This is a genomic window from Morganella sp. HMSC11D09, assembly GCF_001807955.1.
In the GTDB taxonomy this organism is placed as follows: Bacteria; Pseudomonadota; Gammaproteobacteria; order Enterobacterales; family Enterobacteriaceae; genus Morganella; species Morganella morganii.
On sequence record NZ_KV791647.1, the window covers coordinates 190,050 to 203,266 of the forward strand.

At 52.9% G+C, this 13,217-nt stretch carries 12 protein-coding genes and 2 tRNA genes (1 of these 14 only partly in view); 3 read left to right on the forward strand and 11 right to left on the reverse strand.

Going from position 1 to position 13,217, the window contains the following annotated elements; all coding sequences use genetic code 11:
* Position 1: 1 nt before the first annotated feature.
* The 11 genes from deoB to HMPREF3119_RS01870 all read right to left on the reverse strand — a co-directional run bounded on the left by deoB (position 2) and on the right by HMPREF3119_RS01870 (position 11,849).
* On the reverse strand, positions 2 to 1,225 hold the full coding sequence (deoB, locus tag HMPREF3119_RS01820; protein ID WP_024475052.1) for a phosphopentomutase: 1,224 nt from the start codon (positions 1,223 to 1,225) through the stop codon (positions 2 to 4).
* Between the two features lie 62 nt (positions 1,226 to 1,287).
* Positions 1,288 to 2,610 carry a thymidine phosphorylase gene (gene deoA, locus HMPREF3119_RS01825; RefSeq protein ID WP_036417933.1) on the reverse strand — a complete coding sequence of 441 codons (1,323 nt, stop codon included), beginning with the start codon at positions 2,608 to 2,610 and terminating at the stop codon, positions 1,288 to 1,290.
* Positions 2,611 to 2,702: 92 nt separating this feature from the next.
* Entirely contained in the window at positions 2,703 to 3,482 is a 780-nt protein-coding gene (deoC, locus tag HMPREF3119_RS01830) for a deoxyribose-phosphate aldolase (RefSeq protein WP_004237062.1), read from the reverse strand.
* Positions 3,483 to 3,928: 446 nt separating this feature from the next.
* Complete coding sequence (locus HMPREF3119_RS01835; RefSeq protein ID WP_004237061.1) at positions 3,929 to 5,194, reverse strand: NupC/NupG family nucleoside CNT transporter; 1,266 nt, start codon at positions 5,192 to 5,194, stop codon at positions 3,929 to 3,931.
* Between the two features lie 360 nt (positions 5,195 to 5,554).
* Positions 5,555 to 6,349: a TatD family hydrolase gene (locus HMPREF3119_RS01840; protein WP_004237060.1), complete on the reverse strand. Its 795-nt coding sequence runs from the start codon at positions 6,347 to 6,349 to the stop codon at positions 5,555 to 5,557.
* 4 nt (positions 6,350 to 6,353) lie between these two features.
* A complete protein-coding gene (locus HMPREF3119_RS01845) occupies positions 6,354 to 7,418 on the reverse strand; it encodes a patatin-like phospholipase family protein (RefSeq protein ID WP_070578161.1) in 1,065 nt (354 codons plus the stop codon).
* A 33-nt stretch (positions 7,419 to 7,451) separates the two neighbouring features.
* A complete protein-coding gene (locus HMPREF3119_RS01850) occupies positions 7,452 to 7,856 on the reverse strand; it encodes a BON domain-containing protein (RefSeq protein WP_004242077.1) in 405 nt (134 codons plus the stop codon).
* A 100-nt stretch (positions 7,857 to 7,956) separates the two neighbouring features.
* Positions 7,957 to 9,546 (reverse strand): peptide chain release factor 3, encoded by a 1,590-nt coding sequence (gene prfC / locus HMPREF3119_RS01855; protein WP_004237057.1) that lies wholly within the window; start codon positions 9,544 to 9,546, stop codon positions 7,957 to 7,959.
* A 124-nt stretch (positions 9,547 to 9,670) separates the two neighbouring features.
* A complete protein-coding gene (fliB, locus tag HMPREF3119_RS01860; protein ID WP_004237056.1) occupies positions 9,671 to 10,903 on the reverse strand; it encodes a flagellin lysine-N-methylase in 1,233 nt (410 codons plus the stop codon).
* Positions 10,904 to 11,014: 111 nt separating this feature from the next.
* Entirely contained in the window at positions 11,015 to 11,470 is a 456-nt protein-coding gene (gene rimI / locus HMPREF3119_RS01865) for a ribosomal protein S18-alanine N-acetyltransferase (protein WP_004237054.1), read from the reverse strand.
* A complete protein-coding gene (locus HMPREF3119_RS01870; RefSeq protein ID WP_032099229.1) occupies positions 11,439 to 11,849 on the reverse strand; it encodes a DNA polymerase III subunit psi in 411 nt (136 codons plus the stop codon). Before HMPREF3119_RS01870 ends, rimI begins: the two co-directional genes overlap by 32 nt.
* A gap of 91 nt (positions 11,850 to 11,940) precedes the next feature.
* Here HMPREF3119_RS01870 and rsmC point away from each other — a divergent pair, with 91 nt between their 5' ends.
* The 3 genes from rsmC to HMPREF3119_RS01885 form a co-directional block, all read left to right on the forward strand.
* Positions 11,941 to 12,954: a 16S rRNA (guanine(1207)-N(2))-methyltransferase RsmC gene (gene rsmC / locus HMPREF3119_RS01875; protein ID WP_036417912.1), complete on the forward strand. Its 1,014-nt coding sequence runs from the start codon at positions 11,941 to 11,943 to the stop codon at positions 12,952 to 12,954.
* Positions 12,955 to 13,056: 102 nt separating this feature from the next.
* Positions 13,057 to 13,143: transfer RNA gene (locus tag HMPREF3119_RS01880), tRNA-Leu, on the forward strand.
* Positions 13,144 to 13,191: 48 nt separating this feature from the next.
* A tRNA-OTHER gene (locus HMPREF3119_RS01885) sits at positions 13,192 to 13,217 on the forward strand (it continues 50 nt past the right edge of the window).

A 13,217-nucleotide genomic window follows, 5' to 3' on the forward strand; every position in this document is an offset into this window, starting at 1 on the left:
ATTACAGCATGTTTTTGCCGTAATCCATCGGGGATAAATTAAAATAGGATGCAACAGTCTGCCCGATGTCCGCGAAGGTTTCACGGTAACCCAGAGAGCCCGGTTTGACTTTCGGCCCGTACACCAGCACAGGGATATGTTCGCGGGTGTGATCGGTACCCGGCCAGGTCGGGTCACAACCGTGGTCTGCGGTCAGGATCAGAATATCGTCCTCTTTCACCAGCTTCAGCATTTCCGGCAGACGGCGGTCAAACAGCTCCAGCGCAGCAGCATAACCTGCCACATCACGGCGGTGACCGTACGAGGAATCGAAATCAACGAAGTTGGTAAACACGATGGTGTTATCCCCCGCCAGTTTCATCTCTTCCAGTGATGCATCAAACAGCGCATCAATACCGGTCGCTTTCACTTTTTTGGTGATACCGACATGGGCATAAATATCCGCGATTTTACCGATAGATACCACTTCGCCCTGCTTCTCTTCCACCAGCTTCTGCAGCATGGTCGCTGACGGCGGCTCGACCGCGTAGTCGTGACGGTTACCGGTACGTTCAAATGAACCGGCTTTTTCACCGGTAAACGGACGCGCAATCACACGGCCGATGTTGTAACCGCCTTTGGTCAGTTCTTCGCGGGCAATTTCGCACAGCTCATACAGTTTTTCCAGGCCATACGTTTCTTCGTGACAGGCAATCTGGAAAACGGAATCCGCAGAGGTATAGAAAATCGGTTTGCCGGTTTTCATATGCTCTTCGCCGAGCTGATCCAGAATCACAGTACCGGATGAGTGGCAGTTGCCGAGGTATCCCGGCAGATTGGCGCGTTTAACGAGGATATCCAGTAATTCCTGCGGGAAGCTGTTTTCATGATCGCTGAAATAGCCCCAGTCAAACAGAACCGGCACCCCGGCAATTTCCCAGTGGCCGGACGGGGTATCTTTACCGGAAGATAATTCCCCGGCATAGCCGTATGCGCCGATAATTTCCGCATTCTTATCCAGACCTTCCGGGAAGTGTCCGGTGGATTCCTCAGCTGCTTTACCCAGCCCCAGACGGGACAGATTAGGCAGATGCAGCGGGCCTTTACGGCCTTTATCTGCTTCACCGCGGGCACAGGCCTGTGCGATATGACCTAACGTGTCAGCGCCGGTGTCGCCGAAATCAGCGGCATCATGTGCTGCGCCGATACCGAATGAATCCAGCACCATAATAAATGTACGTTTCATACTTCTCTCCTGTGTCAGATCACGTCAGGATGCAGGGCTCCGCGTGAATAACAAAATTGTTCTTATTCGCTGATCCGGCGGTAAATCAGCGGGGTATCTGTAACCGGGCTCTCACTGAGTGTGACTGCCCGGCGCACGGCCTGAGCAGCTTCATTCCACGCATCTTCATTATTGGCGTGGATCATCGCCAGCGGCATCTGTCCGTCAGCAACACTGTTGATCGGCGCGATATCACTTAACCCGACACTGTAGTCAATCGGGTCGCTGGCCTTACGGCGTCCGCCGCCCAGCGAAACAACCGCCATACCCAGTGCGCGGGTATCCATGGCGGTCACAATCCCTTCTGTCTCAGCATAGACCGGTTTACTGAGCACTGCCGATGGCAGATAGTGCGAATAGCGTTCGATAAAATCAGCCGGTCCGCGCTGCGCGGCAACCATCCGGCCGAAGATTTCCGCCGCTTTGCCATTATCCAGCACCTGCTGTAATTTTGCTTCCGCCTCTGTGCGGTCAGCCGCCAGCCCGCCGGAAACCAGCATCTCTTTGCACAGCGCCATAGTGACTTCATACAGGCGCGGATTGCGGTACTCACCGGTCAGGAAACGCACCGCTTCACGCACTTCCACCGCATTACCGGCGCTGGATGCCAGCACCTGGTTCATGTCGGTCATCAGTGCAGTGGTCCGGCAGCCCGCGCCGTTGGCAACCTGTACGATCGCCTGCGCCAGCTGCTCTGATAATTCATAGGTTGGCATAAATGCCCCGGAACCGACTTTCACATCCATCACCAGTGCATCCAGTCCTTCGGCCAGTTTTTTGCCGAGGATAGAGGCGGTGATCAGCGGAATGGAATCCACGGTTGCCGTAATATCGCGGGTCGCATAGAAACGCTTGTCCGCCGGTGCCAGTGAGTTGGTCTGGCCGATAATCGCCACACCGGTCTCTTTGATGATACGGCGGAAGGTTTCATCATCCGGGAAAATATCAAAGCCCGGAATCGCTTCCAGTTTGTCGAGCGTGCCGCCGGTATGTCCCAGGCCGCGGCCGGAGATCATCGGGATATAGCCGCCGCAGGCAGCCACCATCGGCCCGAGCATCAGGGAGGTCACATCCCCCACGCCGCCGGTGGAGTGTTTATCCACAACGGGGCCCGGTAAATCAAGGTTTTTCCAGTCCAGCACCGAGCCGGAATCCCGCATCGCCAGTGTCAGCGAGACGCGCTCCTGCGGGTTCATATCATGAAAATAGATAGTCATCGCCAGCGCGGCAATTTGTCCCTCAGAGACTGAGTTATCACGCACGCCGTTAATAAAGAAACGGATTTCCTCATCAGAGAGCGGGTGTCCGTCCCGTTTTTTGCGAATGATTTCCTGAGCCAGAAACACAGTGAACTCCTTAAAATACCGGATCCGTCCCGGTACCACAGATACCGGGTTAATCAGAAAGCCGGGCGGCAAAAGCGGCCCGGAAAGCGTGATTAATACTTACTGTCAGATTTGGCGTCTGCGTAGCCCAGTGCATTGAGCAGGCTGGCTAACAGGCTGGATGCGCCAAAGCGGAAGTGACGGGAGTCAGCCCAGCCTTCGCCCATGATACGGTCAGCCATCGCCAGATACTGCGCGGCTTCTTCCGCAGTGCGGACACCACCGGCCGGTTTGAAACCAACGGTTTTACCGACGCCCATATCACGGATCACAGTCATCATGATTTCCGCAGTTTCCGGCGTGGCGTTGACCGGCACTTTACCGGTGGAGGTTTTAATAAAGTCAGCACCGGCTTTGATGGAGATTTCAGATGCCTGACGAATTAACGCAGGATCTTTCAGCTCACCGCTTTCGATAATCACTTTCAGCAGCACATTGTGTTTCGCACAGACTTCTTTGCAGGCTTTCACCATATCAAAACCAACCTGGGTATTACCGGCCATCAGTGCGCGGTACGGGAACACCACATCCACATCATCTGCGCCGTAAGCAATCGCAGCATTGGTTTCAGCCAGTGCAATCTCAATGTCATCATTACCGTGCGGGAAGTTGGTGACAGTCGCGATACGCACTTCCGGCGTACCCTGCTCACGCAGAACTTTACGGGCCAGCGGGATAAAACGCGGGTAAATGCAGATGGCCGCAGTCTGGCCGGCCGGGCTTTTCGCCTGATGACACAGCGCAGTGACTTTCGCGTCAGTATCATCATCATTCAGGGTGGTTAAATCCATTAAGGACAGCGCGCGCTGCGCTGCGGCGGTTAAATCGGTCATAAAACTCTCCAACGTATGTCTGCGCCGTTGCCGGGCAGACGCAATATCTGAACGATGCAAAATGTGTTGGCGAGCGGGACTTGGTTCCGTGAAGACGTTGTCTCTCTTGAGATAAGAGCTAACGCTGAGATCCTTCTCACCGCGCTGTAATACAGGTGACTGATAAACAGAATCACCGAATCCGTTACATGGTATCCATGCCGTATTTGAGCATGTCCTGGCGCTATAATACGTGCCTTTCATCACGTTTATATAACAGCATTTACATCAATACATATGATTATGTGATAAAAATCACGTTAATGGCCTGATATGCACAAAATGGCAGCACATATTCACGGCATAGTATAGCGCAGGAAAGGGATAAACAGGGAGAGACAGAAAGACAAGTACACTGAATCAGTGAAGTGCACAGGTGAACCGGGTTCACCTGTGCAGGAAGAGCATTACAGTGCCAGGAAGAAACCGGCGATGGTTGCACTCATCAGGTTGGAGAGAGTACCGGCCATCACAGCTTTCATACCCAGACGTGCCACGTCTTTACGGCGGTTAGGTGCCATACCGCCCAGGCCACCCAGCAGGATAGCAACAGAAGAGAGGTTGGCAAAACCGCACAGTGCAAAGGAGATAATCGCTTTGGTGTGATCAGACAGCGGTTGTAAACCGGCAGCAATCACCTGTGCATCCGGCTTCATGTATTCACCGAAGTTCATGAAGGCAACGAATTCGTTGACCACAATTTTTTGTCCGATGAACGAACCGGCGGTCATAGCTTCACTCCACGGCACACCAATCAGGAAGGCGATTGGCGAGAAGACCCAGCCGAGGATCAGTTCCAGTGACAGCTGCGGATAGTCAAACCAGCCACCGACGCCGCCCAGGATACCGTTGATTAAGGCGATCAGCGCGATAAACGCCAGCAGCATCGCACCCACGTTCAGTGCCAGCTGCATACCGGAAGATGCACCGCTTGCCGCCGCATCAATGATGTTGGCAGGGCGCTCTTCTTCCGCCATACCGGCCATTGCTTCGGTACGGTCATCAAAGTGTTCGGTTTCAGGCACCATCAGTTTCGCAAACAGCAGGCCGCCCGGTGCCGCCATAAAGGATGCCGCGATCAGGTACTCCAGCGGTACCCCCATCTGCGCATACCCGGCGAGAACTGAACCGGCCACGGATGCCAGACCACCACACATCACCGCAAACAGTTCAGAGTTGGTCATCCCGGAGATATACGGACGCACCACCAGCGGGGCTTCAGTTTGTCCGACAAAGATGTTGGCTGTCGCGGACAGGGATTCGGTACGGGAGGTGCCCAGCAGCTTCTGTAAACCGCCGCCGAGGATTTTAATCACAAGCTGCATAATGCCGAGGTAATACAGAACGGCAATCAGCGAGGAGAAGAAAACGATAACCGGCAGAACACGCAGGGCAAAGACGAAACCGCCACCGCCGAATACCTCGAACATTTTGTCGGATACCAGGCCGCCGAAAATAAAGTCCATCCCTTTCTGGCCATAGCCGATAACACTGGCGACACCGTCAGACATTGCCAGGAGGATTTTACGTCCCACCGGGACATAGAGAACCAGCGCACCGATCAGTACCTGAATAATGAAGGCACCGACAACAGTCCGCAGTTTGATTGCCCGGCGATCACTTGAAAACAGCACTGCGATAAAGATCAGCGCTGCCATCCCGACCAGACTCATAAGGAGTTGCATGGAAGTATCCCTGTTCACGATAATGTAGATTAATAGTCCTGCTCCGCATGCAGCTCTGAGCAGGACCCTGTGGCGCTGATTATACCCGGTCAGTCCGGCCAACAATCAACTTGCGTCACAAATAACGACTGAAAAAAGTAACAAAAAATACAAAAATATGATGATAATCACATTATTCAACTATTTTACCCTGAAAAGTCTCCCGCAAAGCCGGGAATTGGCGGGTATTTAACCAGATGACGAACATGAAATAACATCTGCTTACAATTGTAAGTGATTTCAGGTGATTTGGCACACAAAATGCAGGCTTTAACAGGACAAAATCGCGGGAAAATCGATTCAGGAATCTTAATCAGATGATTGCAGCGAAAAAAGTGTACAGCTGTTGCGATAAATCTGAGCAGCAATCTCTTCCGGAGACTCACTGCGCAGTGAACAGAGCACTTCAAATGTACGGACAATCCGCTCCGGCCGGTTCGGTTCACCCTGAAAACCGCTGAGCGGCATATCCGGGGCATCCGTTTCCAGCAGTAACGCAGAGAGCGGGAGCTGCGCGATTGCCCGCCGGGTCTTCTGAGCCCGGTCGTAAGTAATCGTCCCGCCGACCCCGATGTAATAACCCAGCTTCACAAAGGCATCCGCCTGGGCAAAACTTCCTGAAAATCCGTGAATCACACCACGGCGGGGCACCGGGTGACGGCGCAGAACAGCAGCGAGCGTGTCATGGGTTTTGCGGGAGTGCAGAATAACCGGTTTATCTGTCCGTGCGGCCAGTTTCAGTTGAGCAATAAAAAAATCCAGCTGCTTATCCCACTGCGGCTCCGCCATATAGCGATCCAACCCGATTTCCCCCACCGCCACGCATTCTGTCCCGCTTGCGGTGATAAACGACTCAAGCTGTTCCAGATGTTCAGGGGTGTGTTCGGCAATATAAAGCGGATGCAGACCAAATGCCGCGTGCAGGCGGGGAAATGCATCGCCGGATGACCGGCACAGCCCGGCCACCGTGCTGAGGTTCCGATTGCTGACCGCCGGGATAATAATATCGGTCAGCCCGGCCTGTGCCGCTGCGGCTTTATGGCGGGTAAGATCATCCGTAAAAAACGGGAAATCGAAATGGCAGTGGGTATCAATAAATTGCATTTATTCAGTCCGCCGGCTTTTCCGGTGAGCGTTCCGGTGAATGTAATACCGCCGCTGTACCGTCCGTGACCGGCAGTTGTGAGTCGTTGTCGTTGGATGCGGGCGGAACCCTCAGTACGGAACTTCGTACCGGCTCATATGACGCCCAGCGCTCACCGAGTGTTGCCAGAAAATAACGTCCGCTGCGGCGGCCCAGCCGGTAATCCTGCATCAGCGTTTTAACCCGGCTGCCGAGCGCATTGCTTGCCAGCGGTGCATTCGGATAAATTTCAGCAATTTCAACCCCGGCCGGCGGTGACTGAATAAATTTTTGTGTCCGGTAATAGCTTTTGGCATGCTGTTTCATCATGGCAACCATCCGTTTCAGATGGCTTTTTTCCAGCCAGCGTTCCATCCTTTTCACCCATTCCGGGGTGTAATAGAGCTGTGACGGCACAGTCCGGATCACCACAATCCGGGTCGCGCCCCGCCGCCATGCCTCAATAACCGGCACCGCATCACTGATGCCGCCGTCGTGATACGTGATGCCGTCAATTTCCACCCCTTCACGGTAGAATCCGGGGATAGCGCTGGAGGCTTTGATATATTCCAGCCAGTCTTCGGCCTGCGGGCTGAAATACGCGGCATCCAGATTATCCGCCCTGCTGGCACACATATAAAACTCCTGCCCCTGATCAAAGCGCCGCAGTGCATGCGCAATATTCAGCGGACATTCCGCAGAGGTTGAAGAAATAAGCCAGTCGAGATCGATAAGATTGCCGCCGCGGATAAAACGCAGCGGATTAAAGAATTGTTTGTCGGTGGTGTAGCGGGTAATGACATGACGGGCGTAGCCGCGCTGACCGCACAGATACGCAGACAGGTTCTGCGCACCGGCAGAGGTGCCTATCAGCAAATCAAACGGGTTAAACCCGGCTTTGAGAAACTCATCCAGCACACCGGCCGTAAAAATCCCGCGCTGGCCGCCGCCTTCACAGACCAGCGCCAGTTTACCGGTCGCCTGAAGCGGATCAGGCAACCAGGCCAGCGGTGCGATTTTCCCGGGCGTTACCGGGATATACGTTCCCATCCTGCTCTTCCCCCGGCGCAGATTACCTGCCGGTTATTTATACTGCCCGATACTGACTTCCACGGCACGGACACCGGGAACGCCTTTGGCAATATCGATGATTTTTGTACGCTGCGCATCTGTGGTAACAAATCCGGAGAGATACACAGTACCGTTAATGGTTTTCACGGCGATATCATTGCTGTCAATATCATCCGCACTCAGCAGCTGACCACGGATTTTGGCGGTGATCGTGCTGTCATCCACCAGCAGTGAGGCATCTTTTACCGCGCCGTCAAATTTTTGCTCCGCCTGCTTACCCAAATCTTCCGCAGACTGAGAAGCACTGTCCCACGCCTGGCCGGCTTTCTGACTCAGAGATTCCCCCGCCATGGCGGATGCGCTGAACAGCGCGCCGCTGACCAGCAGGACGGCCAGTGATTTCATGGTATTGCGCATTATTGTATCCTTCTTCATTTTCATGATGAACATCATCTGTCTGTCAGTGTATCTTAACTCCGCCATAAAAAAAACGCGCCGGAGGCGCGTTCTCATTCTGTCAGTGTTCGCGGGTTTTGTGGAAACTCACATCCGGATAACGTTCTGCGGTGAGGTTCAGGTTCACCATAGTCGGTGCGATATAAGAGAGGTTATCGCCGCCGTCGAGTGCCAGATGCAGTTCGTTTTTACGTTTGAACTCTTCCAGTTTCTTCACATCGTCACACTCCACCCAGCGGGCGGTGGAGACGTTAACCGCCTCATAAATAGCTTCGACGTTGTACTCGCTTTTCAGACGGGCAACCACCACATCAAACTGAAGCACACCCACCGCCCCGACAATCAGGTCGTTGTTGGCCAGCGGACGGAAGACCTGCACCGCGCCCTCTTCGGACAGCTGAACCAGTCCTTTCAGCAATTGTTTCTGTTTCAGCGGATCACGCAGACGGATACGGCGGAACAGTTCCGGTGCAAAGTTCGGGATACCGGTGAATTTCAGAATCTCACCCTGAGTGAAGGTATCACCAATCTGAATGGTGCCGTGGTTATGCAGACCGATAATATCACCGGGATAGGCGCAATCCACATGCGCACGGTCGCCGGCCATAAAGGTCAGCGCATCAGAAATCACCACGTCTTTTTTGAGACGCACCTGATGCAGTTTCATGCCTTTTTCATACACACCGGAGACAATGCGCAGGAACGCCACGCGGTCACGATGTTTAGGATCCATATTCGCCTGAATTTTAAAGACAAACCCGGTAAATTTATCTTCTTTTGCTGTCACTTCACGGACATCAGTCTGACGCGGCATCGGTGCCGGTGCCCAGGAAACCAGGCCGTCCAGCATATGATCCACCCCGAAGTTCCCCAGCGCGGTACCGAAGAAGACCGGTGTCAGTTCACCAGCGAGGAACAGTTCCTCATCAAACTCATGGGATGCGCCCTGCACCAGTTCCAGCTCATCACGCAGCTGTTTTGCCAGCTCTTCGCCGACAGCAGCATCCAGATCCGGGTTATTCAGCCCTTTTACAGTACGGACTTCCTGAATGGTATGCCCCTGGCCGGTCTGATACAGATAAGTTTCATCGCGGTACAGGTGATAAACCCCTTTGAACAGCTTACCGCAGCCGATAGGCCAGGTGATTGGCGAACAGGCAATCTTCAGCTCGTTTTCCACTTCATCCAGTAACTCCATCGGGTCACGGATATCGCGGTCAAGTTTGTTCATAAAGGTCAGGATCGGCGTGTCACGCAGACGGGTAACTTCCATCAGCTTACGGGTACGATCCTCAACCCCTTTTGCCGCATCGATCACCATCAGGCAGCAGTCCACCGCCGTCAGGGTGCGGTAGGTATCTTCGGAGAAGTCTTCGTGTCCCGGGGTGTCCAGCAGGTTCACCAGGGCATCGTGATACGGGAATTGCATCACGGATGTGGTGATTGAGATCCCGCGCTGTTTTTCCATCTCCATCCAGTCAGATTTGGCGTGCTGATTAGAGCCGCGGCCTTTGACGGTACCGGCTTTCTGGATAGCCTGTCCGAACAGCAGGACTTTTTCGGTAATGGTGGTTTTACCGGCATCGGGGTGCGAAATGATCGCAAAGGTGCGGCGTTTGGCCACTTCCTGTAAAAATGCATTATTTGACATCTGGGCGTTCTTCTGGGGCTGCGAGGCAGAAACACACGGTTTCCGCCTCTGATTTCTCATTAATGGTGCTTATTTTCGCCCGGTTTGCCCCGTGAAACAACAAAAGCTTGAAAATCCGGCTCCGTCAGTTATCCAGCAGGCAGATACAGGCGATTGCATCGCTCATCTGACAACGTTCCATCAGTGCCAGTAAATCTGCATTAATATCACCCACATGCATTTTCAGTGAGAAATAGGCGCCCAGCAAAAGCTGAACATCACTCTCTTTCAGTACCCGTTCTTCCGTTACCGCCAGCGCCGTCAGATTGGTCCGCAAATAGAAATAATCCATGACCAGCAGACTGAAGTGAGACAAGGCATTGCGGGAACCGGTAACACCACCGGCGAAATTAGCCGCATGCGGAAACTGGCTGTGATACAGCAGATAGGAAAACAGATTACGCAGTGTGTATGGTTGATTCAGACAACTGTTCTGCTGCTGTACTTTCCATTCTGACCGCAGACGCGCCATGTTTTCTTCCGTGCGTACTGCGGTCTGTTGCTCATCCATTCCGAGTTGCTTCAGCGTATTGATATAAGTGGAGAATAAAAAAGTACCACTGCGGGATAACCTGGGAATAAATTTACCGTAAACACTTAATACTGCGGTCTGAAAACTGACCGGGTGCGGCAGTGCTCTGCGCTCTGCCGTCAGTTCTCCGTTTTCCGTTGCATTGAGCAGAAATTCATACACGCCCTGAATACGATCAAAATTCGCTTCAATGTCATAATTGAGCTTACTGATAAACGTCAGCAGCTGCATAACGGCATAGAGGTTATCCTCAAACTCCGGTGACGGTACCTGCACCAGATTCAGACACCAGAGGTACATCAGGTATTGCGGATCAGTCAGCGCCGCATCCTGCGGTACTTTTTTCAGATACTGCTCTTCTTCTGTTAACTGCATGGCATCGGCGGAAAACAGCAACTGACGAACAACCTCCGGGCAGGAAAGTGACAAACGTTTGAACGTCGCATTCTGATATTTTATTTCACTGCGCGGATATTCACGGCAGGTATCACTCATTGCCGAAGGCCCGAGCTTACTGTAAACACCACACAGCCGCTTTTCTGTCAGAAACGGACACTGTTTTTCTTCTGTCAGCCGGATATACGCATATGTACCGGCACGCTCCGATTTAAGAACATGTTCCTGAGAAATCTGTTTAATTTCAATGCTGTCCGCACTGTGATATTTTTTATAGGTTTTCTTATCAATACTGATAAACCAGTCCTGGCAGCAGTGCGACAGGCATTCAGAACCGACGCATTCAAAGCGCCGGATAAACATCGGTGTGATAATTTTATGGATAAACATGACAAGGCGCGCCTGTGATAAATGTATACCATCACAGTAACACGCAGAAAATTGCCGAAAGGGATAAAAAACCGCCGTTTTATCTGACTTATCGCTCTATTACATTTCGCGCTATGACATTCCGAAACTCAGGTAAAGCGCCATAATCACTGCATCCTCTTTACCCTGTGCCGCCGGATAATAGTTCTTCCGCACAGTGACCTCATTAAAACCAAGCGATTCATACAGCGCAATCGCCGGGCTGTTTGATGCCCGGACTTCCAGCCAGAGTGTCGCAATCCCTTTTGCTGTCAGGTCTTCAATCACTTTTTCCAGTAACTGACGGCCATAACCTTTTCCCTGATGCTCAGGTGAAACCGCAATATTAAACAGGGTCGCTTCATCCAGTACCGTCTGGTTGATGGCGAATCCGGCCAGTTCCCCGTCTGCTTCCAGTTTCAGGTTATGGTAACGTTCGCCGTGATTGCTGCGGAATGTGGCTTCACTCCAGGGATAAGCGTGAGCGGCCTGTTCAATACGGAATGCGGCGGAAAAATCAGCGGGAAGCAGCGGTGACAGTCTGATCATAATGATAAATTTGTGTCCATAATCCGCGTTTTGCCTGCGCGTCCTGATACAGGTCGGCAAGACGGGGAGAGTGTAATGAAGGCAGTGAATCCGGCAGTTCAGCTTCCGTTCCCGGCAGCCAGCACAGGCAGTTTGTCTGCGCCGGGATACTCTGTACATTATCCGGTGTGATGCAGTAAACATCATCCGCCGTGATATTCAGGCTGCGGAATATATCGCTGAGTAAATCACAGGTGAGATCTGCCTGCTCATCGGTTATGATCAGCAGACGTGCCGAAGCCGGGATCTGTACAGACAGTTCCCCTTTCAGGCGCTGCGGCTGACGCAGCGTCCATTGGGTGATCCCCATCTGAGCCAGCATTCTGTCTCGTCGCGTCATAATGTATCCCTGAAATAACAAACGACACTATCTTAGCAAAGCGCGCTGCCCGCGCCAATGCTGCCGAATTATGATTTACAGGAGTTAACGGATGTCCATGCTTACCCCGGCCAGTGAAGTGATTTTACGTCATGCAGACGAATTTACCGGGAGCCGTGTCCTGCTTGCCGGGGACATTCAGGATCCCCTCGCTGCACAGCTTTCCGCGCAGTCAGTGTATGTCAGCACCAGCCAGTATCATCAGTGGCAGGTCCTGCGTGTCCCGCTGGGTGATCGCGCCGCATTTGCGCTGACCGTCAGCCCGGAAGCCGCCGCACAATGCGACACACTGATCTATTTCTGGCCGAAGAGTAAACAGGAAGCGCTGTTCCAGCTGACACAGATTTTTTCCTGCCTGCCGGTCGGCAGTAATATTTTTATTGTCGGTGAAAACCGCAGTGGTGTCCGCAGCGCGGAAAAAATGACAGAGCCATTCACAGCACTCCGTAAAATTGACAGCGCACGCCGCTGCGGCCTTTATTACGGCGAACTGACCACGCCGGCACACTTTGCCCTGAAAGAGTGGATCGGCAGTTATACCGCTGAAGGGACGCAAATCGTGACGCTGCCGGGTGTATTCAGCCAGGACAATATTGATGTCGGCAGCGCACTGCTGCTGGAATCACTGAACCAGGCGGTGACCGGCTCTCTGCTGGATATTGCCTGCGGCAGTGGTGTTATCGCGACCGTACTGGCAAAACGTAACCCGGGGCTGACCCTGACGCTCAGTGATGTCTCAGCGGCCGCCCTTGAAGCCGGACGAGAAACTCTGGCACGCAACCAGCTGGAAGGCCGTGTAATCGCCAGTGATGTGTATTCGGATATCAGTGACCGCTATGACTGGATTGTTGCCAACCCGCCGTTCCATGACGGTCTGAACACCAGCTACAGTGCCGCACAGCGCCTTATTTCCGGTGCCAAAGCCCGTCTGAACCGCGGCGGAAAACTGTGCATCGTGGCCAACGCCTTTTTACCGTATCCCGATCTGCTGGACAGCACATTTGGTCAGCATAAGGTTCTGGCGCAAACCGGTAAATTTAAGGTCTACCTGGCTACAAATGCCTAATAAGTAAGCGAAGTCACCAATTTTGATAAAAAAATATTGACGGCGCGGATAAAACCGCTAAAATCCGCCTCCATGCTATCAGTTACAAGATAGTTCTGAATTGCGAGGGTGGCGGAATTGGTAGACGCGCTAGCTTCAGGTGTTAGTGTTCTTACGGACGTGGGGGTTCAAGTCCCCCCCTTCGCACCAATCAGATCTTATCACACACAACTGACAGCAGATTGAATGACAGTACCTGCGAGGGTGGCGGAATTGGTAGACGC